The organism is Caballeronia sp. LZ003, from assembly GCF_031451465.1.
In the GTDB taxonomy this organism is placed as follows: Bacteria; Pseudomonadota; Gammaproteobacteria; order Burkholderiales; family Burkholderiaceae; genus Caballeronia.
In genome coordinates this window covers 199,109-218,863 of the sequence record NZ_JARUXJ010000002.1, presented here as the reverse complement: position 1 = coordinate 218,863, position 19,755 = coordinate 199,109, and the positions used below count along the sequence as shown (strand labels likewise).

17 protein-coding genes and 1 pseudogene are annotated in these 19,755 nt (G+C 61.5%); 6 read left to right on the top strand and 12 right to left on the bottom strand.

Annotated elements, in window-relative coordinates:
* Window positions 1–109: 109 nt before the first annotated feature.
* The 3 genes from QCE79_RS15625 (at window position 110) to QCE79_RS15615 (ending at window position 4,216) form a co-directional block, all read left to right on the top strand.
* Window positions 110–1,126 (top strand): sugar-binding transcriptional regulator, encoded by a 1,017-nt coding sequence (locus QCE79_RS15625; protein WP_244830574.1) that lies wholly within the window; start codon window positions 110–112, stop codon window positions 1,124–1,126.
* A 112-nt stretch (window positions 1,127–1,238) separates the two neighbouring features.
* A complete protein-coding gene (locus tag QCE79_RS15620; protein WP_309845728.1) occupies window positions 1,239–2,744 on the top strand; it encodes an argininosuccinate lyase in 1,506 nt (501 codons plus the stop codon).
* 323 nt (window positions 2,745–3,067) lie between these two features.
* Complete coding sequence (locus QCE79_RS15615; protein ID WP_250527733.1) at window positions 3,068–4,216, top strand: porin; 1,149 nt, start codon at window positions 3,068–3,070, stop codon at window positions 4,214–4,216.
* A 48-nt stretch (window positions 4,217–4,264) separates the two neighbouring features.
* Here QCE79_RS15615 and QCE79_RS15610 read toward each other — a convergent pair whose 3' ends face one another.
* From QCE79_RS15610 to QCE79_RS15590, 5 genes are all read right to left on the bottom strand, one after another.
* Window positions 4,265–5,431: an MFS transporter gene (locus tag QCE79_RS15610; RefSeq protein WP_309845725.1), complete on the bottom strand. Its 1,167-nt coding sequence runs from the start codon at window positions 5,429–5,431 to the stop codon at window positions 4,265–4,267.
* Window positions 5,428–6,246, bottom strand: a complete 819-nt coding sequence (locus tag QCE79_RS15605) for a DeoR/GlpR family DNA-binding transcription regulator (RefSeq protein ID WP_309845723.1) — start codon at window positions 6,244–6,246, stop codon at window positions 5,428–5,430. The genes QCE79_RS15610 and QCE79_RS15605 overlap by 4 nt, the downstream gene beginning before the upstream one ends.
* 21 nt (window positions 6,247–6,267) lie before the next feature.
* The gene (locus tag QCE79_RS15600; RefSeq protein WP_255784903.1) at window positions 6,268–7,623 is read right to left on the bottom strand and encodes an MFS transporter; all 1,356 of its coding nucleotides are present in this window, start codon (window positions 7,621–7,623) and stop codon (window positions 6,268–6,270) included.
* 77 nt (window positions 7,624–7,700) lie between these two features.
* Window positions 7,701–8,552 carry a sugar phosphate isomerase/epimerase gene (locus QCE79_RS15595; protein ID WP_309845722.1) on the bottom strand — a complete coding sequence of 284 codons (852 nt, stop codon included), beginning with the start codon at window positions 8,550–8,552 and terminating at the stop codon, window positions 7,701–7,703.
* A gap of 23 nt (window positions 8,553–8,575) precedes the next feature.
* Complete coding sequence (locus QCE79_RS15590; RefSeq protein ID WP_309845718.1) at window positions 8,576–9,463, bottom strand: phytanoyl-CoA dioxygenase family protein; 888 nt, start codon at window positions 9,461–9,463, stop codon at window positions 8,576–8,578.
* 228 nt (window positions 9,464–9,691) lie between these two features.
* On the opposite strand from QCE79_RS15590, the gene QCE79_RS15585 reads away from it, so the two are divergent.
* Window positions 9,692–10,714 (top strand): LacI family DNA-binding transcriptional regulator, encoded by a 1,023-nt coding sequence (locus QCE79_RS15585; protein WP_309845715.1) that lies wholly within the window; start codon window positions 9,692–9,694, stop codon window positions 10,712–10,714.
* A gap of 25 nt (window positions 10,715–10,739) precedes the next feature.
* On the opposite strand, the gene QCE79_RS15580 is transcribed toward QCE79_RS15585, so the two are convergent.
* The 3 genes from QCE79_RS15580 to QCE79_RS15570 all read right to left on the bottom strand — a co-directional run bounded on the left by QCE79_RS15580 (window position 10,740) and on the right by QCE79_RS15570 (window position 14,001).
* Window positions 10,740–12,275 carry an amino acid permease gene (locus QCE79_RS15580; protein ID WP_309845712.1) on the bottom strand — a complete coding sequence of 512 codons (1,536 nt, stop codon included), beginning with the start codon at window positions 12,273–12,275 and terminating at the stop codon, window positions 10,740–10,742.
* A 126-nt stretch (window positions 12,276–12,401) separates the two neighbouring features.
* Window positions 12,402–13,181, bottom strand: a complete 780-nt coding sequence (locus tag QCE79_RS15575) for an SDR family NAD(P)-dependent oxidoreductase (protein ID WP_309845709.1) — start codon at window positions 13,179–13,181, stop codon at window positions 12,402–12,404.
* Between the two features lie 178 nt (window positions 13,182–13,359).
* Window positions 13,360–14,001, bottom strand: a complete 642-nt coding sequence (locus QCE79_RS15570; RefSeq protein WP_309845707.1) for a glutathione S-transferase — start codon at window positions 13,999–14,001, stop codon at window positions 13,360–13,362.
* 257 nt (window positions 14,002–14,258) lie between these two features.
* Between QCE79_RS15570 and QCE79_RS15565 the strand changes: the two genes are divergently transcribed.
* Together QCE79_RS15565 and QCE79_RS15560 are read left to right on the top strand one after the other, a co-directional pair.
* A complete protein-coding gene (locus QCE79_RS15565; RefSeq protein WP_244830596.1) occupies window positions 14,259–14,417 on the top strand; it encodes a hypothetical protein in 159 nt (52 codons plus the stop codon).
* Between the two features lie 33 nt (window positions 14,418–14,450).
* A pseudogene (locus QCE79_RS15560) lies at window positions 14,451–16,724 on the top strand (phosphocholine-specific phospholipase C).
* A 54-nt stretch (window positions 16,725–16,778) separates the two neighbouring features.
* Here QCE79_RS15560 and QCE79_RS15555 read toward each other — a convergent pair.
* From QCE79_RS15555 to QCE79_RS15540, 4 genes are all read right to left on the bottom strand, one after another.
* On the bottom strand, window positions 16,779–17,057 hold the full coding sequence (locus QCE79_RS15555) for a DUF3253 domain-containing protein (RefSeq protein ID WP_309845705.1): 279 nt from the start codon (window positions 17,055–17,057) through the stop codon (window positions 16,779–16,781).
* Window positions 17,057–18,028, bottom strand: a complete 972-nt coding sequence (locus QCE79_RS15550) for a shikimate dehydrogenase (RefSeq protein WP_309845701.1) — start codon at window positions 18,026–18,028, stop codon at window positions 17,057–17,059. Before QCE79_RS15550 ends, QCE79_RS15555 begins: the two co-directional genes overlap by 1 nt.
* Entirely contained in the window at window positions 18,025–18,672 is a 648-nt protein-coding gene (locus QCE79_RS15545) for a glucose-6-phosphate isomerase (protein ID WP_309845698.1), read from the bottom strand. Before QCE79_RS15545 ends, QCE79_RS15550 begins: the two co-directional genes overlap by 4 nt.
* Before the next feature lie 86 nt (window positions 18,673–18,758).
* Window positions 18,759–19,715: an AraC family transcriptional regulator gene (locus QCE79_RS15540; protein ID WP_309845696.1), complete on the bottom strand. Its 957-nt coding sequence runs from the start codon at window positions 19,713–19,715 to the stop codon at window positions 18,759–18,761.
* Between the last annotated feature and the right edge of the window lie 40 nt (window positions 19,716–19,755).

The window sequence follows — 19,755 nt, the reverse complement described above, 5'->3', positions numbered from 1 at the left end:
CCAGCCATCGTTTTGCACATTTGTCGTCATGCGCGACATTTGTGATGAGTTTGATTTTCGGGGTGGGCTTTGTCAAGATGGTGTGCATAAACAGAGGGGAAACACCTAAATGCTGGAGCTGAACCTTGCCCACGAGTCCGACGACGCGCTGATCGTCCGCGCTGCGTGGCTGTATTACGTCGGTGGTTTGAATCAGGAGCAGACGGCCTCGCGGCTCGGTCTGCATCGCAGCCGCGTGAATCGCCTGCTGTCCGAGGCGCGCGATCGCGGGCTCATCAACGTGACGATCAACCACGAATCCGCGCGCGATATCGAAGTCGAACAGGCCATTGCGCGTTGCTTCGGCCTCGACTTCTGCATTGCCACGCCGACCTTGGGATTCGCCGACGGGCCCGCCGATCCCAAAGCGGATCGCATTCGCGCGGCCATCAGCCGGCGCGCGGTCGGCGCGGCGGGCGCGAGCTTTCTGAAGGGCAAGCTGCTGGACGGGCCCATTACCGTGGGCGTGAGCTGGGGACGCACGATAGAACAAGTGGCGACGCAGCTTGCGGGCGTGCGCAATCCGCAGGCGCGATTCGTCTCGCTGCTCGGGTCGCTCAAGCGGAACTCGACATCGAACCCGTTCGAAGTCGTGCAGTTCTTCGCGGCGCGCACCGGCGGCGAGGTGCATTTTTTGCCCGTTCCGTTCATCGCCAATTCGGTGGCGGACCGGAAGGTCTTTTTCGAGCAGCGCATCGTGCAGGACGCAATGCATCTCGCGCAGAACGCCGATCTCTATCTCATCAGCGTGGGCGAACTCGAGGAAACGTCGGTGCTGCGGACACAGGACATCATGACGGCGGACGAGCTGCGCAATATCCAGGAGAGCGGCGCCGTCTGCGATTCGCTCGGCAAGCTGTTCGATATCGACGGCCGCGAGATCAAGCATCCGCTCAGCGAACGGACGGTCGCCATCGCCACGGACGAATTACGCGGTCGCAATGTCGTGCTTTTGACGGGCGGTCTGGAAAAAGTACGCGCGACGATTGCGTTGTTGCGCAGTGGCATCGTCAAGGGGCTCGTTATCGACGGCGACACGGCGCTCGCGCTGGCGAAGTCGATGCAGTTGACTGACGGATTGGCGTGACGCGTGAATTGGGCGCTCGGGGAAGGCAGAACAATCCGTCCAAGCCGGGCGCCCAGCAAACAAAGCGGTTGCGCTCCTATAATCGCGACTTCCCAATCCGCGAATTCCTACCATGAGATTGCTTGGACGCGCATCGCTTGCTGCTGTCGTGTTTGCCATGTTTGCCGTGTTGCCGGCGTTTGCGCAGCAGGTTCCACCTCACGATGAATTCTTCTGGCTCGGCGAGATCAACAAGGCGACCGTCGTCATCAACACGAGCGAAGGCTTGCTCGACAAATCGATGGCGCCGCGCCTGGCCGCTGGCGTCGCCAAGGTCATCGCCGATGGCGACCAGCCTGGCGCGAAGCGACCGCGAACCGTCATTACCTTCGAGCCGCTTCTGATCAAGGCAGCGGGCGAAGACATCACGCTACTGCACGCCGGACGCTCCAGTCAGGACATGCACGCGACTTACCGTTCCGCGATCCTGCGCGACGACCTGCTCAATCTCGCCGATCAGCTCAACACCACGACCGCCACCATCGTGCGCCTCTCCGACAAATACAAGAGCGTGGTCGTGCCGAACTACACGAACGGCGTGGCCGCGCAGCCCAACAGCTATGGCCATTACTTGCTAGGCTTCGCCGCCGGCCTCGACCGCGATGCGCAGCGAATTCGCGAGACATACAAGCGCGTGGACCGTTCGTCGATGGGAACGACAGTGCTGAACGGTACGAGTTGGCCGCTGGATCGCGAGCGCATGGCGCAGTATCTCGGCTTCAATGCGCTCGTCGACAACGCGTACGACGCGTCGCAGATTTCTTCCGTCGATGAACCCGTGGAGGCTGGTGCGGTCGTCACGAGCGTGGCGCTGCATACCGGCGCCTTCATTCAGGACGTGATGACGCAATACGCCGAGTCGCGCCCTTGGATTCTCTTGCAGGAAGGCGGCGCCAATACGTACGTATCGAGCGCCATGCCGCAAAAGCGTAACCCGGGGCTTTTGATTCGCACGCGCTCGGACGCATCGACGGCAATCTCGCAGGCGGAAGGCGTCGTGATGCAAGCGCATAACCTGCCGCCGGGCATGAGCGATCCGAAGGACGTGAAGGCCAACAACGAGATGGTCGAAAGCGGCATTGCAGCGCTCAAGGGCTTCGACGAGGTGCTGAACTCGCTCGTCATCGACCCGAACCGCGCACTCGAAGAGCTTAATAGCGACTGGACGGCATCGCAGGAAGTGGCCGATGTCCTCATGCGCAAGTACAAACTGCCGTTCCGGGTCGGCCATCATTTTGCGTCGAACGTGGTGGAATATGCGCGGCAGAAGGACATCAAGCCGCTCGACTTTCCGTACGCCGACGCGCAGCGCATCTACAGGCAAACGGTCGAAGGCACGCCCTACGCCGGCGATTTTCCGATGAGCGAAGCCGAGTTCCGCTCGACGCTGGACCCGGTGGCGATCGTGAACGATCGCGCGACCGTGGGCGGCCCGCAGCCTTCGGAAATGACGCGCATGCTGAAAGATGCGAATGCGCGTATCGCCGAGCAGGACAAGTGGATCAAGAGCAATCGCGCGCATATCGCGAGTTCGCTGGCGCGGCTCGACAATGACTTCGGCAAGATGATTGGGCATTGAAGCTGCGCACATGCTCGAGCGTATCGCGCTGATGAGGCTTGTCGATTTGCCGGTGACAATCCTTCTTTTCGGAGCGCTCTGCTACGGCTTCGCCAATCCGAACATCTGATGAATGCGGTAAATGCGCTTGAACCCGCGTTTGCCCAATACGCGCGAAAACGATAGTCCGCCAATATTTCGTCATTACGACAGCGCGCTCGACAGCGAGCCGAATCGGCGATATCGCAACATCTTCATCATGTGTTCAAGCGGCTATTTTGCATTTGACGATTCGGTCGCTAACCTCTCGACAGAGTCCCCGTCAACTCGTCCGGAGTGCAGGCATGAAAAAAACGCGAATCGCATGGATGCTGCCATTGCTGTTGATCGGCGCTAACGCACGGGCGCAGAGCTCGGTCACGCTGTACGGCTTGATCGATGCCGGCCTGATGTACACGAATAACGTCGCCAAAGGGGGCTCGCAAGGCTCGCTTTGGCAGGCCACGAGCGGCAATATCAACGGCAGCCGCTGGGGACTGCGTGGCTCGGAAGATCTCGGCGGCGGATTGAAGGCCATCTTCGTGCTCGAGAACGGCTTCAACCTGCAGACCGGCCGCCTGGGCCAGAACGGACGCGAGTTCGGCCGTCAGGCATATGTGGGCCTTGCATCGAGCGACTATGGCGCGCTGACGCTGGGACGCCAGTACGATTCGCTCGTCGATTTCGTCGCGCCGCTGTCCGCAACCGCAGGCTCGTTCGGCGACACGGGCTTCGCCCATCCGTTCGATAACGACAACCTCAATCACTCGGTCCGCATGAGCAACGCGGTCAAGTACATGAGCAGTTCGTACGCCGGACTCAAGTTCGGAGCACTGTACGCGTTCTCCAACAGCACGGACTTTTCGATGAACCGCGCCTACAGCGCGGGCGGCAGTTACAGCTACGGACCGTTCAACGTCGCGGTCGGCTATCTGCAGATCAATGGCTCGAACGGCGCGAACACGGCCGGTGCCATCGATGTCGCCGAATCGACCGCCAATGGCACCGGCGGCTTCGTGGTCGGCGCATCGCGCGAATGGGTGCTCGGCGCCGGCGCGAACTATGCGTACGGTCCGGCGCTCATCGGCTTCGTGTTCACGCGCAGCGTCTATCAAGGCACGACATCGTTCAACTCGGTGAACGGCGCGATGAGCTTCTATAACTACGAAGTGAACGCGAAGTATGCGCTGACGCCCGCGATCAGTCTCGGTATAGCCGATACTTATACCGACGGCCACGCCGCCAACAGCCGCACTTTCGGCGACGATCCGAAATACAACCAGGTCAATCTGCAAGCCATCTACTCGTTCTCCAAGCGCACGGACGTGTACGCCGAAGCGATGTATCAGCACGCAATCGGCGCGCAATACGTGGCCTTCATCAATACCTCGGGCGGCGCTTCGTCCACGGCCAATCAGGTGGTCGGAACGGTTGGGCTGCGGCATCGGTTCTGATTGGTTCGAGCGCTCGTCGGGATGCAGCCACGATAGCTGGCTGCATCTTCATCGAGCGTCGCTTTGCTTGGCCGTCACGGTCCGCGCGCATAACGGCACGAGACACAGCAAAACGACGACGACCCAGAAGGCGCCGGGAAGGCCCACTTGTCCCGCTATGAAACCGATTCCCGCAGGCCCTGACAGAATCCCGGCGTAACCCACTATCGTCACCGCGGCTACCGCAAGCGCGGGTGGCATGAGCCGCTGCGTTCCGCTTCGACGATAAAGAATCGGGACCGTGTTCGATGCTCCAAGCCCCACCAGCACGAAGCCGCCCAGCGCAACGAAGGCGATGGGAACCGTGAGCAGAAGCACGAACCCGACGATGGTCAGCACGCCGCCCCAGAACATGACCGCGCGCTCGCCGAGCCGCTTGATGACGGCATCGCCGCATAAACGCCCGCCTGTCATTGCAATCGAAAAGAGGACGTATCCGAGCCCCGCTTCGTTCTTGCCGACGAGACCCGTGTCCGAGACGAGCAGCGCGCTCCAGTCGAGCACCGCGCCCTCGGCGAGGAACGTGATGGCAGCGAGAATGGCGAGCAACAGCACGATGCCGCGCGGCACGGCAAAGATAGGCCCGCCTTCGCTCTTTGCATAAGGCAGAAGTCTGGGCGTTGCGAGGACCAACGTTCCGAGCACGAGTGCCGAGCAAAGGAGGGTGCCCGCCAGCGTGCCGACATGCATCGACAGCAGGAACGTCATAAGACTCGATCCGGCGAACCCACCTACGCTGAACAGGGCATGGAACCCCGACATGAGCGGCCGTCCCGCGTCACGTTCGACTTCGACGGCATGAACGTTCATTGCCACTTCGAGCGAGCCTAGCGATGCACCGAACAAAAAAAGCGCTATGCCTAATTCAGCCGGCGTATTGACGACCGTGAGAAACGGCAAGGTCAGGACGAGACCCACGCCTCCCGCCACGATCACCGGCTTGCTGCCGTAGCGCGCGGTGAGCATGCCCGCGAGAAGCATCGCCAGGACCGAGCCTAAGCCGATGCACAAAAGCAGCAGGCCGAGCGTGGTGTCGTCGACACCGAGCCTGCCCTTCGTGAACGGCACGAGAGGCGCCCACGACGCAATGCTGAAGCCGGCCACGAGAAACGCAAGACGTGTGGCAAGACGCGTCCCGGAGCGATTGGACGATACTCCCAGATTGGCCTCGCTCATAATTTTTCCATTGCCGTCATCACCGTCGGGCCGGACTTCGACAGCGCCGCGAGCACATCACCCGGTGCATCTTCCTCAATGATAAGGAAGTCGATTTCCTTCATGTTCGCCACGCTATAAGGCGCGCGCGCATGAAGTTTCGCGGTCGTGGCGAGCACGACCTTCTGCGCGCTTGCAGCGACGACCGCGCGTTTGAACGCAGCGTCGCTTAAGCCGAATGCGCCGATGCCGCGTGACGTCGATACCGCGCACGCGCCGATGAAGCACATATCGAAGCTCATGCGCCTGACGAACTCCACCGAAGTGGGATCGACGCTGCCGCCTACGTGTTGATCGACCAAGCCGCCGGTCATGACGAGTTGCAGGTCCGTTCGTCGCAACACCGCAGCAGCGATATCGACGGAGTTCGTGACCACCGTGAGCTCGAATTCCGCAGGCAGGATGTTCGCAAGCGCGAGGTTGGTGCTGCCGCTGTCGAGGAACAGGAACTGGCCCGGCTGAATGAGGGACGCGGCCGTTTGCGCGAGGATGCGCTTGCGGTCGGCGTCCATGTCGATGCGCGCCGCCATGGGAAGCGCGGCCGGCAAAACCGGCAGCGCGCCGCCGTATACGCGACGGCATTTGCCTTCGGACGCCAGCGCCCGAAGATCGCGGCGGATGGCGTCTTCCGATACGGCGAATTCGACGGCGAGATTAGCGGCGACGAGCGACTGGCCGGAAGACAGACGGCTGGCCAGTTCGTCGCGACGGGCGAGTGGGAGATCGGGGTTCATGCGCGCAGCATAACGTGCACGAACAAGAATGTAAACGTGCATGAACGTGCATCACCCAACTCTTTATCTTGTAGCAAGCACCTCCGCGGCGACCTCTCGATGCGGCCGCGCGCATAGTATCAGCACGCCGCCGAGCGCCCCGAAACACGCCAGGACCGAGAACGGATACTGAAAGTCACTGCCCTTCCCCGCGAGCATTCCGACGAGCGTGGGCCCGACGAAACCCCCGACGAGATTGCCGAACGCACCGATGACGGCAGTCGCGACGATCGCATCGGCGGCCGACAAAAGCTCGGTCACGTACGTGAAGATGAGCGGAAGGAACATTTCGAGGAAGAAGCCCATGGCGGTGAACAACGACATTCGCAACACGAGCGATGTCGCCGGCACGTTGGCAGCCGCGAGCAACAACACACTCGCAAGGATGATCGGCACGCCCGCATGCAGCCGCCGCTCCTGACGCGCATCCGAACTGCGCGTCGCCACCAGAATGCCGACGATGCACGCCGCCCACGGGCACGCCGAAAGCAAGCCGACTTCCACCGACCCCAGGTTCGGCGCCGCCGCGGCAATCGAACTCGGCAGCCACAGCATGAAGCCATAGACCACGAGGTTGATCATCGCGAAGCCGAATCCGAGGAACCACGTCGCCTTCAGCCCCAGGACACGACGGATGCCCGATTGCGATGAGACATCCACGAATTCGGCTTGCTCGTCGGCGAGCACGCGCGAGAGTCCGGCCTTCTGCTCGTTCGTGAGCCACTTGGCGGCCGTGATGTTCTTCGGAATGCTCGACCACCAGACGACTGCCCAAATCCACGCGGGCAAGCCTTCGATGATCATCATCGCGCGCCAGTCGTGATGCGCGAGCAGAAAGCCCGAGATCGGTCCGGCAAGCAGCGCGCCGAGCGGCGAACTGACAGTCCAGAAGCCGAAAGCCTTGCCCCGTTCGCGGCGCGTGAACCACGACGCCGTGAGACTCGAAGCGGACGCCCACACCGGCCCTTCCGCCACACCGAGCACGAGCCGCACCGCCATCAACTCGTTCATCGTGCGCACGAGCCCGGTGGCCATCGCCGCCGCGCCCCAGCAGATGAGACACACGAGCACGACCTTGCGTGCGCCGAAGCGCGACACGAGCCATCCGCCCGCCAGAAAAGTGATGACGTAGCCCCAGAAAAAGATGCCGCCGACAAGTCCGGCGTGGGTCGCATCCATGCCGAGATCGCGCCGGATCAACGGCAGCGCGAGGCCGATGTTGGTCCGGTCGAAATACGAAATGGTGTACATGAGAAAGATCACGAGCGTGATCCTGATCCAGCGAGCTGAACCCGATGACTCGGCTCTCTCGAGGGCTGCATCCTTCATCGCTTGTCTCCTTCGTCTCGTGTCTTCGAGACTTCTTCGGCTGCTTGTGATTGGGGCGGGCTTCTCTGCTGTCCTCGATGCGTTCGGGCATGACGCACTTCATCGCTTTCTTTCGTTCAAACTTTTGCTTATACCGGCGTTGCTTCCTCTCTTTCGAGCCGTGTCCACATGTCGGCGACCAGGCCCTTGAGCAACTGCGCTTCTTCCCAACGATCCGATAACTCGTAGCCATTTCTATCGGTCATCGCATACTCCTTCGGGCCGAGTTCGCAGAGAAACGTGAGCACGGCATCGCTTTCCGCACGCTTTCGCCAGCTGCGAAAACCGTATTCCCACCAGCCGAGGAATAGATCGAGCCATTCCTTGTGATGCGCAAAGCTGATCTGCACCTGTATCTGCTCGCGGCTTGCCACGCGTCCATGAAAGCCCCAGCAGTTGTCCAGAATGCGATGCATGAGCCGATGGTTGTCATCCGATACCGGCCACGCGAATTCCCGGCCCACGAGGTAATGCGAGATGTCGCCGGTCAGACGCAGGTCAGGAAAGCAATCGAGCAGACGCAGCGTGAATAGCAAATCCGTCGTCATGCGGTCGCGATGCGTTTCGATATGAACCGCGATGCCCGCATCGTGCGTAAGCCGGCGCCATCCTTCGATGAGCGGAATGCACTCCTCGATCGAGTACGGCCGCACGTCCGGCTGAAGATTGATGTGATCGGCACCGAGCGCCTGCACGTGCTCGATGATCGGCTTCAGGTCATCCACGGTTTGCGGATAACACTGCGCCTGCCACGTCATGCCGTATTCCTTCAGCGTGTGCGTGACGCGGCTCGCATACGCGTAGTCGAAGAAGCGCACGCCCACGCCGTCGAAGCCGGCATCGCGGATCATGCGCAACTGCTCGTCGAGCGGCCACTCATGTCCGTCCGGGCGGCGTCGTTCCATGGCCCATAGCGACTGATACACCTTGAGTTGCTGCATGCGGTTTCCTTTCCGACGCCGCGCTACATCGCCTCTGCTGTCGTGGCGAAGAAGCGATTCTTGAGCGATGTCTGGTTCTCGTAGATCGAGCCTTGCTTCGGCGCGGGCGGCAGCGGCAGGATGACCGGAACGTTCTCCATGCGCGGCACGATAGTCGGCTCGCCCGCGATGATCCGCTCGTTGAACTCCGCGAGACTCTTGTCCTGCGTGGGACCGCCGATAAGCGGCCAGGCATCGACGGCGGCAATCTCATACAGCAACAAGCGGCGCGGCCGGTTCGACGTGTTCTCCGCGGAACCGTGGATTGCGCGCGCATGATGAATCGAGAACGATCCCGCCTTGCCCGTGCACGGCACCGCCTTGCCGAAGTCGACGTTGGATGTCGTCGGGTCCATCGCGCCGCAAAAATAGCCGTCCGTGTGATGACTATGAATCTCGCTCTGGTGGCTATCCGGAATGATCAGCAGCGGGCCGTTTTCCAGTTCGCAATCGTCGAGCATCACGCCGACAGCGAGCACGTCCTGATTCGTGTGCGGGTAAAACGCCCAGTCCTGATGCCATTCAACCGGGTCGCCGACATGCGCTTCCTTCAGGTTCAGCTTGGTGTTGCGCACGCGCAGATTCGGCCCTAGAAGACTCGTCAGCGCGGCGATCAGCTTGGGATGCTTGAGCGCTTCCATGAACACCGGATCGACCTTGATCGGGTCCTTGATGCGCCGCACGCGCGGCTTTTGCGCGGTATGCGAGGGCGCGAGATCGAATACATCGTTCGATGCCGTGAGCGCGCGGGACTGCTCGACGAGTTCATCCGTGACGCGCCGCATGCGCTCCACGAGGTCATCGCTGAAAACGTCGGTGACGACTACGTATCCTTCCTTGGCGTATTGCTCTACTTGCTCGTTCGTAAGCACTTTCATCTCCTGAAGAACGGACCTGCCTTTTGGGAGCGCTCCCATTCGCAAGCGCCGACGCGGCGCGTTGGCAACGTCATTGCACTGCATCATGCTCGGTTCGCAACCAGCTATGTGCGCGCTCCCATTCAAGGTAAAGTGGAACCGTCGGAGTGTCAAGCAGCGGTCTTCCCTGATCGACCCTTCGCGCACGAAACACAGATCACCAACGAAACGAAACGAAGCACCATGAAAACAAGCGCCACCGCGTCCGAACCCACCTTGCCCCGGCCCACCATGGAAGACGTCGCTCGCGAGGCGAAGGTCGGGCGCATGACCGTTTCGCGCGCGTTGAATCAGCCCGAGCTCGTATCGCCCGAATCGCTGGCGGCGGTGCAGGCCGCCATCGAAAGACTCGGTTACGTGCAGAACCTGAATGCAGGAAGCCTGGCGTCGAACCGGTCGAAGATCATCGGCGCGGTCATTCCGACTATCGAGAACGCGTTCTTTTCGGACACCATCAGCGGGCTGTCGCAAGCGCTGGCCGACAAGGGCTATCAGTTGCTGCTCGGTCAATGCCGTTACGACGCAGCCGAGGAAATGCGGCTCATCGATGCCTTCATCGGGCGCCGCGTCGACGGCATCATGCTCATACGCACATCGACGCCGGCGGAAGTGGACAAGCGCATTCGCCGTTGCGGCGTTCCGGTGATCGAGGCATGGGACACGTCCAACGATCAGATCGACATGCGTATCGGTTTCTCGCATCGCGATGCCGGTGCTGCGGTGGCGCGCTATCTCGCAAGCAAGGGACGACGCAATCTCGGTTTTCTCGGCAGCATGGATGTCCGTTCGACCGGCCGCTTGCAAGGCTTTCGGGCGGGCGCGAAACAGTCGGGGCTTCACAAGATCGAGGCCATCACGCTCGACCGGCCAATGGGCATCAACGACGCGCCCGAGATCTTCGACAGGCTGCTCGAACGCCGCCCGGACCTAGACGCCGTGTTCTGTTCCAGCGACATGCTCGCCGCTGGCGTGCTGTTCGAGTGTCAGCGGCGCGGCATACGCGTGCCGGAAGACGTCGCCATCATGGGCTTCGTGGACTTGCCCATCGCGGCGGCGACGCATCCGGGCATCACGACGATCCGCGTTCCATCGCTTGAAATCGGCAAGCTGGCGGGCGACATGCTGCTCGATTATCTCGAAGGCAAGCGCCCCGTGAATCCGCGTATCGACCTGGGCTTTACCATTGTCGAGCGAGGCAGCGCATGAAGCGGGACATGACGGGCATGCAGCACTATCGCACTGCCTGATCGACGTCGGCTTCGAGCTTGCCGATGCGCGCCATATCCGCATCCGACTTCATCGACGGCGGACCGGCAAAGGTCTTGCGCACCCCGAAGCCGTACCAGATGACGAGCAACGCGATCACGAATCCAACGAGCATGTACAGCACTTTTTCGTTCGGCGGCTGAATGCCGACATACGCGAGCACGCACGCGCCGACCGTCGCCAGCAACGCGAGCGGCTTGGACCAGAGGCCGAGCTGGAACGGTCCCGTCTCGGTCCAGCCATGGCCTTCGGCGAACATGCCGAGCGCAATCGGCATCGCGTAGGAAATGTACAGGAAGACCGCGCTGCCGGCGCTGAGCACGGAGAAGGCATCGCCATACAGCGTGATGAGAATGGCGAGTATGGCGCAAGTCCAGATCGCCGCGCCCGGCGTGCGATGCTTCGGGCTCACGTGACGCAAAAACTTCGAGCCGGGCAGCCCGCCATCTCGCGCGAACGCGTACATCATGCGCGAGGTGGACATGATGGCCGCAAGCCCGCAGACATAGTTGATGAAGAACATCGCGAGTTCGAGACACACGCGCAACGTCGTCGGAATCGGCGCGAGAATGGCTTCGAAGAAACCGGTGCCCTGTTTCATGCCCGCCGTGAGATCCGGCATGACGAGCACGAAGGTGCAGACCATGACGTAGCCAAAGACCGCCGACCAGAACACCGAGCCGATGATCCCTTTCGGCACGTTGCGCGCGGCATCGTGCGTTTCCTCGGACGTGTGCGCGGAAGCGTCGAAGCCGGTAATGGTGTACGTCACGAGCAGCAAGCCCGCGAGAAACGCGAGCGGCGTCGATTGCTTCGGCCACGCGCCGCCATCGACGCCCGTGAAGTTGGTGAACGTGACGAGCCGATGCAGATCGAGCGGCACGGACGAGTAATAGAGCAGCGCCACGACCAGAACGATGGTGACGACGAAGATGAGATAGCCCGAGAGATCGGTGATCTTGCTGGCGATCTTGATCCCGCGTGCATTGAGCAGCGCCTGCGACAACGTGATGATCGCGAGGAACGCGGTCTGGTGCCACCACGTCAGGCTTTCGGGCGCAACGCCGAACATCGGCGCGATCAGCGTCTTGAAGAACGGATCGTAGGTGCCGAAGTTGATCGCGCTGATGACGAAGATCAGACCAATCAGGTTGAGCCATGCCGTGAGCCATCCCAACTGCTTGCCGCCGAGGATCGAGCCCCAGTGATACAGCCCGCCCGCTGTGGGAAACGCGGACGCGATCTGCGCCATCGACACTGCGACGATCAACGCGAACAACGCGCCAAGCGGCCACCCGAGCCCGACGGACGCGCCGCCCGTCGCCGAAAGCGCCAGCTGGAATGCGGTGATGCCACCCGACAAGATGCAGATGATCGAGAACGAGACCGCGAAGTTCGAGAAGCCGTTCATGCGCCGGGACAACTCTTGCGCATAACCCATCTTGTGCAACAGGCTCACGTCGTTGTCGCTGCTTGCTTCAGACTGGTGCTTTGCGTTCATATTCACTCCGTCACGAATGCCTGCCGGGAAGGAACCAGAATTCGACGTCCGTATTGCCTGTCACGCTGACGCGCGACGCGCAACAGGCACGGTAAGTAGCCAAATTTCGAAGCGCTACCGGATTCTTTACACGGCGGAGAAGCCGTTATCCACGAAGAGATGCGTTCCGTTGACGAAGCTCGCTTCGTCGGATGCCAGAAAGAGCGCCGCAGCAGCGACTTCGGACGGCTCGCACAGCCTGCCCTGCTGGAGCGCGATGGCGGCCTCAGTGGCATCGACACCCATTGCCTGCAGGTCGCGAAGCTCGCGCATGCCGTGCGGCGTGCGAATGAATCCCGGCGCCACGGCGTTGCAGCGAATGCCCCGATCGCGGTATTCGACGGCTATCGCGCGGGCGAACATGTGGCATGCGCCCTTGGTCGCGTCGTAGAGCACTTCGCCGGGCGTGGCGTAGACCGCCGAGATCGACGAGGTGCACACAATGCTGCCCTTGCCCTTTTCGAGCATCTGCGGCAGGACCGCCTGCGTCATGAGGAACATGCTTTTGACGTTCACACCCATCAGCCAGTCCCATTCCGATTCCTCGATTTCGAGGAACGGTTTGACGATCAGCGTGCCGGCGTGATTGAAGAGGATGTCCGCGTTGCCATATTGCTCTTTCGCGGCTGCGACGGCTTTCTGGACATCGGCTTGACGGGAGACGTCCGCACCCAGACCTAGCGCTTCGAATCCCGCTTCGTTGAGCCGGGAGGCGAGCGCAATGGCGGCATCCACGTCCCGGTCGATGATGGCGACCTTCGCGCCCTGTTGCGCGAACAGTTCCGATGCCGCCGCGCCGCATCCACCCGCGCCGCCGCTGATGATCGCCACCTTGCCGGCGAGGCGGCCGTCGTTTCTGGAAACCATATCGTTGTCCTCGGTAACGTTGAGCTGCGTCCGACAGAGGGTCGCTCCGTGCATCGACGTTACTGCGCCAAAATGCGATCTACTACTGGATTTTCGGCGTAGCGGGCTTTGGGCGAGACCGCGCAACGAGGAACGACAACGCCGGAACCGGCCTGCGCCCGGCGTTTCATCGATGTCCCTAGGTAAGCATCGGCGTCAGGTCGGGATCGCCCTTCTTCATCGCTCGCCGATACGCCGGGCGTTCGCCGATTCGCTGCAGATAAGCCCGTATGTTGGGATACGGCGAAAGGTCCAGCGGCTGAAAAATACGCATGGTAGTCAACGAAAATACGCTCATGATGTCGGCGGCCGTAAAGTCGCTGCCCGCAAGATAGTCCGCCTGCCCCAGCCGATCTTCGATGAGCGCCAGCACTTTATCGAGCCGTCCCTGCACGGCGGTTTGCACCGGATGATCCACCGGCAAACCGGCGCGGCCGATCATCATCGAGCGTCCCATGACCGGCTGCAGGTTGCCGTTCGCGAAGTGAAACCAGTAGAGATAGGGCGCGAAGTCGGGATGATCCGGCGCGTGCTGCAATCTGCCGTCGCCATGGCGCGCGAGAATGAGCTCGACGATAGCCGCGGACTCGGCGAGCAACATGCCATCGACTTCGATGAGCGGCGCCGCGCCCAGCGGATGCAACGCGACGAGTTCGGGCGGTGACAGCATGGTGCGTGCATCGCGCGTGTACTTGACGAGCTCGTATGGAACATCGAGCTCCTCGCACAGCCAGACGATACGCTCGGATTGCGAGTGCCCGAGGTGATGAATTTTCAGCATGAGTGAGTTTCCTTGAGTACGAGTGAAGTCGAAGCGCGATGAACCTGGCGTGCAGCGCAAGCAGCGAGCCTGGCGCCCGCCGTCCGAAAGGCATCAAGCCTACCGAATTTCGAACGACTTTCTTGAACCTTCATATTTCTGCCAAAAATTACCTTTACATTTCCGTCAGAAATCAGGCGCCTGCTTACGAACATGGAATATCCGGCCGGAAAATTCCATCCAGTTTCTCACTCGTTCTTTTTCTGATGACGACAACCATGCCCCACCTGACTGCGCTCGGCAGACCGTCGCTGGCAAGCGCGCTGATTTGCATCGCGCTTACGCTCGCCGCTTGCGGAGGAGACGACAAGTCGGCAACGCCCGCCTCGACCAACGCGTCGTCCTGCAAGATCAGCCACTGCGCGCCGGCTCCCTGAGTCGCATTCCCACATCAAAAACTCATCAATGGCATGACATTCAGTCCATCTAAACGAAGTTTCATCAAGACGTCGCTGGGCACCGCCGCTTCCGCCGCCGTGCTTTCCACGTTCCCGCCTGCTATTCGGCGCGCGCTTGCCATCGACGCGAACAACGTCACGGGCACGATCAGGGACGTTCAGCACGTCGTGTTGCTGATGCTGGAAAACCGTTCGTTCGACAGCTATTTCGGCACCTTCAAGGGCGTGCGCGGTTATGGCGACCGCTTTGCCATTCCCTCGCCGAACGGCGCAAACGTCTTCTATCAGAACTACACGAGTTCCGGCTCGACGAGCACGCTGATTCCCTATCATCTCGACGAGTCGAAAGGCAACGCACTGCGCGCGGGCAGCACACCGCATACGTGGTCCGACTCGCAGGCCGCATGGGACAACGGCCGCATGGCCGCATGGCCGACAGCGAAGAAGCCCTTGTCGATGGGCTATTACGAAACGGTCGAAGTGCCCTTTCATCGCGCGCTCGCGGACGCCTTCACGCTGTGCGATTCGTATCACTGCGGCATGCACACCGGCACGATTGCAAACCGTCTCTTCTACTGGACCGGCACGAACGGTCCCAACGGTTTGAGTCCGTCGACCAACGCGCCGGTCAAGGTGGCCGCATTGAACAACGAGTTCAATGGCGGCAATGACATTGGCTCGTCGTCAACCGGCTGGACCTGGACGACCTATGCGGACCGTCTGCAAAACGCGGGCGTGAGCTGGAAGGTGTATCAAAGCCTCATCGACAATTTCGGCTGCAACGAGATGATGAGCTTTCGCCACTGGCGCACCGCAATCGAGCAGATGCCCGCCGCACGGCGACCGGTGTACGTGGCGAATACGGACATCACGCAACCCGTGACGGCGGCGGGCGCGTTCTACGATTCATCGATCGACGACGCCCTGAGTCCGCTCGCGAAAGGCTTCGGCAACACCATGCCACAGGGCTTTCTCGAAACGTTTCGCGACGACATCCAGAAGGGCACGCTGCCTGCCGTATCGTGGATCATCCCGCCGTCCGTATATAGCGAGCATCCCGGTCCGTCGAGTCCCACGCAAGGCGGCTGGTACGTGCAGGAAGTGCTCGATGCGCTGACCGCGAACCCGGATGTGTGGAGCAAGACCGTGCTGCTCGTCAATTACGACGAGAACGATGGCTTCTTCGATCACCTTCCGCCGCCGAGCGCGCCGTCGCACGCAAGCGATGGCACGCTCGCGGGTGCGAGCACCTTGTCCGACACCGATATGGCGGTGGAATATCACAACTTCGCGCCGGCAACGAGCAATCAGCCGAAGACCAACGGATGACCATACGGCCCCGGCCCGCGCGTGCCGATGTGGGTGATCTCGCCGTGGAGCCGTGGCGGCTTTGTGAATTCGCAGGTCTTCGATCACACCTCGACGCTCATGTTCCTCGAAAAGCGCTTCGGCGTGACCGAACCGCAGATCAGCAGCTATCGGCGTGCGATTTGCGGCGACCTGACCTCGTGCTTCAACTTCGTCAATCCGAACGATGCCACGCTGCCGACGCTCTCCGGGCGCACGACGAAGGACTCGGCCGATGCGCTCGCCAAGTCGCAGGCGGCGGCATCCGCGATCCAGGCGCAGTCCGTGACGGCGAGTTCGCCGTTGCCCGCGCGGGCTACCGGTACACGTCCGTCGCGCGCCTTGCCTTACGAGCTGCACACGACCGCGCATGTGAACGCCAACGCAAGCACGGTCGCGCTCGAATTCGCGAATGGCAGCACGAACAACGCGGGCGCGGTGTTTCATGTGTACGACAGAAACCATCTCGAACTCGTGCCGCGCCGCTTCGTCGTCGAGGCGGGCAAGTCGCTGACGGGAACGTGGACCGTGCCTGCCAGCGATGCAGGACGATACGATCTGTGGGTGCTTGGACCCAATGGTTACCACCGCGAGTTTGCGGGCAATCTGAAGGAAGTGAGCGCATCCGCGAATGCCGAGATTCAGGTTTGCTATCAGCCGTGCGATACGTCGCTCGTCAGCGTGAAGCTCTACAACCGCGGCAATCAGTCGTGCACGTTCACGACGGCAGCGCTGGCCTATCTCACGAATGGTCCGTGGGTCACGACGGTGGCTGCGAACTCGGTCGTCGAAGTGACCTGGCCAATTGCCGATAGCGGCAACTGGTACGACTTCATGGTCACGTGCAACGGTCTGAACGCGTTCAAGCGACGCTTCGCGGGACGTGTGGAGAATGGCAAGGACCTCGTTTCCGATCCGGCCATGGGAATGGCTTCTTAACGTGCATGAGCGGGTCCGTGTCGTCTCGACGATGACGCGGACCGCTTACGCTCTTTATGCCGATGCCGGAAAAGCCGGCCCGCGCCGCAAGCGAATGGGCCCATGACTCATTGCATCGGGGTCCAGCGTCGCGTCCCCTTGTTTGATCAGCACTTTGCCTTCACGCGCCATTTGCGCGGCTACGTCCCTGACCAAAGGCATCAGCGCGCGCCATCCATCTTCGTCGCTCACTAGATTGCGTGCCACATCCGACGGACAGATGGAAGAAGTCGCGGCACGTCCGCCAAGCAAATCCAGCGCGCAATTTTCGATGTCCCGCGTAGATACGCTCATCACGCAACCGGGCGCGCAGGCGCCGGCTTGCCCGCTTCCGCCGCGATCCGGCATAGCTCATCGAACGCGGGTCCACGCGACGGAATCTCGACATGGAACACTTCGGCCATCACGCGGGTCCAGCCGTAGATGAAGTAAGTCCACCCGTCTTCTATCTGCAATTGCTTTTGAAGCGCCTGCGCACGCGCCTGTTCGAGAAAGACCAGATCGCCGCGATAATTCAGCTCCCAAACCACGGCGCGTTGCGGGAACACGGCTGCGTCGCTGAGCGGCGAACCTGGCGCGTCCTTGCCAAGTCCCGTCGCATTGATCACCAACGCGCCCGGCGACAATCGCGCGAGCACCGCGTCATTGTCCTTTGCGTCCTGCACGAGCACGTACTCGCATGCAACGCCAGCGCCGACCTCTCGATGAATCCGCTCGATCTCCTCGAGCCGCGCCGCGGAACGGTCCGATACGATCACCTTCGACGGCCGATTCGCGCCACGGCCTGGTTGCATCAGATGCCATGTCATCGCAATGGTCGAGCCGCCCGCGCCCATCGAGAACGCTTCCGCGCCCGTCGTTGCGAAATGCTGTTCGGGCAGGAAGCCATCGAGCGCGAAGCCGGAAGTGATCGGGTCCTTGGCGTGACAGACGAACTTGCCATCGCGCTTGGAGAGGCAACTCGTTTCGCTCATCATGAGCGCGTGAGGATCGATCTCATCGAAGAGATCGCGGCACGCAGCGTACAAATCGATCTTGTGCGTGGTGACGAGCGCGCCAACCGACAAGGGATCGTCGCGCAAAAACTCGACGGCTTCGCGATACGCATTCGCCGGCGAATGCGGCTCGAAATCGATGCCCTTCATCTCGACATTACCGAGCCCGAGATGCCTTGCCCATGCGGGAAACACGCGCATGATCGAACTTTGCGCGGTCGTCACGCCGATGAAGTAAAACGTCGGCCGTTGCGCGGCTTGGTAACTCATCGCGCCGCTCCTTCGGCACGCGCGCCGCGCGCGATCAGCGCTTCCACGTCGGCTTGCGAACGCTCGCGATACGCAGGATTCGCTTCGCTGCGCCAGCCGCCCTGACCGTCATCGACAATACGCAAGCGCATGCCGCCCGCTTGTTCGATGATCGCGTAGTCCTGCCCCGAATCCGCCGGGTAGCAGAACAGCATCACGAAGTCTTCCGCGCCCGTGTTGACGGAACGATGAATCCAGCGCGGCGGCACGTAGCACACAGTATGCGCGTGTATTTCGACGATGCGTGTCTCTCCGTCCGGCGACTCCATCGACATGAGCCCGTCGCCCTTCAGACCGAAATACAACTCCGGCCGGTCGATGTTCGCGTGAATATGGCCGCGCGTCATGAAGTATTCGCGGCCGACCTTCCCTGGCGACATGCGCGTGACGCCGGTGATGAGGTCGCCCGGCTGATCGCTTGGGCGATGATCGGTCACGTCGTACACGACATCCTTGCCGCGAGCGGAAGCCAGCGCGTCGAAGGCGGCTGCATCGGCGTACAAGCCGGCGAGATCGTCGAGGCGCTTCTGGTAGCGCGTGCCCGTGCCTTCCATCAGCCCGGTATTCAGGTTCACATCGAATGAGCGCGGTTCAGGCCATTGCATGAGCCATCTCCAAGGAAAGGTTGGAAAAGCGGAAGGGTCAATGCTAACTTAAGTGGCGTCATGCGTGACCGTGACGCATGAAGCCGTCACGCAATCGACTTCGGCATGCGCGGATTGCGCTGCAACGAAGGCGAGCGCTCGGTGATACGCGGCCCGGCGTGCGCCTCGGCAACATCACCGGCTGCAAATTGTCTTCGATAAGCGACCGGCGTGAGGTCCTTCATCGCCTTGAATTGCCGGTTGAAGTTGGCGACATTCGGAAACCCGGAGCGCGCCGCGACGACGGACACCGGCGCGGACGTATGCGCGAGCATGCGGCAGGCATGTCCGATTCTGACCCGCGCGATGTATCGTCCCACGCTCTCGCCCATGTGCTGCTCGAAGTAGCGCGCAAGCGAACGTTCCGACACGTTGGCCGCCTCGCAAAGCTCGGAAAGACGCAGCGGTTCGGCAAAGCGCGAGTCGATCATCGAGAGTACGCGATTGATGCGTTCCGGTTCGTGACCCGAAGGACCGTCCGTACGCTCGTTGAACGCAGCAGGCGATGCAAGCGGTTGACCAGGCGCTTCCGCCAGCGAGCAAAGCACGTTCAGCGCGGCGCCCAGGCGTTCGCGGGGCGCGTTGCAAAGCAGCTTGTCGAGTTGCGTGCGCATCGCGGCGCCGACTTCCTCACCGAACGCCAGTCCGCAAGCGGCTCGGCGCAAGAGGTCGCGCAAGGGTGTGTATTCGGGGCAGACATCCGCGAGCCGCCGCGCCCATTCGCCACTGAACCAGATCACGATGGCGACCTGAGGCACGCTCGAATCGATCGAACGGTTCGACGCCCACGTATGCGGGAGATTCGGCGGCACGAGCACCAGATCCGCGTCGGCGTAATCCTCGATCGAATCGCCGATATAACGCTTGCCGTGGCTGTGGAGCGTGAGCGTCAACTCGTATTCGGGATGATGGTGCCATTCGAAAGGAATGCGCGGCAGACGCCGGTGGTAAACCCTCACCGAACATTCATCACCGAATTCGACGTGTTCGTATGCGGGTTTCATGGCAGAAGACGCGAAGAAGTTGTCCGGATGGTATCACTTC

What these genes read in the sequence shown, in the direction of transcription:
- QCE79_RS15625 (WP_244830574.1), top strand. Translation starts at nt 110, where the DNA reads ATGCTGGAGCTGAACCTTGCCCACGAGTCCGACGACGCGCTGATCGTC.
- QCE79_RS15620 (WP_309845728.1), top strand. Translation starts at nt 1,239, where the DNA reads ATGAGATTGCTTGGACGCGCATCGCTTGCTGCTGTCGTGTTTGCCATG.
- QCE79_RS15615 (WP_250527733.1), top strand. Translation starts at nt 3,068, where the DNA reads ATGAAAAAAACGCGAATCGCATGGATGCTGCCATTGCTGTTGATCGGC.
- QCE79_RS15610 (WP_309845725.1), bottom strand. Translation starts at nt 5,431, where the DNA reads ATGAGCGAGGCCAATCTGGGAGTATCGTCCAATCGCTCCGGGACGCGT.
- QCE79_RS15605 (WP_309845723.1), bottom strand. Translation starts at nt 6,246, where the DNA reads ATGCACGTTTACATTCTTGTTCGTGCACGTTATGCTGCGCGCATGAAC.
- QCE79_RS15595 (WP_309845722.1), bottom strand. Translation starts at nt 8,552, where the DNA reads ATGCAGCAACTCAAGGTGTATCAGTCGCTATGGGCCATGGAACGACGC.
- QCE79_RS15585 (WP_309845715.1), top strand. Translation starts at nt 9,692, where the DNA reads ATGAAAACAAGCGCCACCGCGTCCGAACCCACCTTGCCCCGGCCCACC.
- QCE79_RS15580 (WP_309845712.1), bottom strand. Translation starts at nt 12,275, where the DNA reads ATGAACGCAAAGCACCAGTCTGAAGCAAGCAGCGACAACGACGTGAGC.
- QCE79_RS15575 (WP_309845709.1), bottom strand. Translation starts at nt 13,181, where the DNA reads ATGGTTTCCAGAAACGACGGCCGCCTCGCCGGCAAGGTGGCGATCATC.
- QCE79_RS15570 (WP_309845707.1), bottom strand. Translation starts at nt 14,001, where the DNA reads ATGCTGAAAATTCATCACCTCGGGCACTCGCAATCCGAGCGTATCGTC.
- QCE79_RS15565 (WP_244830596.1), top strand. Translation starts at nt 14,259, where the DNA reads ATGCCCCACCTGACTGCGCTCGGCAGACCGTCGCTGGCAAGCGCGCTG.
- QCE79_RS15555 (WP_309845705.1), bottom strand. Translation starts at nt 17,057, where the DNA reads ATGAGCGTATCTACGCGGGACATCGAAAATTGCGCGCTGGATTTGCTT.
- QCE79_RS15550 (WP_309845701.1), bottom strand. Translation starts at nt 18,028, where the DNA reads ATGAGTTACCAAGCCGCGCAACGGCCGACGTTTTACTTCATCGGCGTG.
- QCE79_RS15545 (WP_309845698.1), bottom strand. Translation starts at nt 18,672, where the DNA reads ATGCAATGGCCTGAACCGCGCTCATTCGATGTGAACCTGAATACCGGG.
- QCE79_RS15540 (WP_309845696.1), bottom strand. Translation starts at nt 19,715, where the DNA reads ATGAAACCCGCATACGAACACGTCGAATTCGGTGATGAATGTTCGGTG.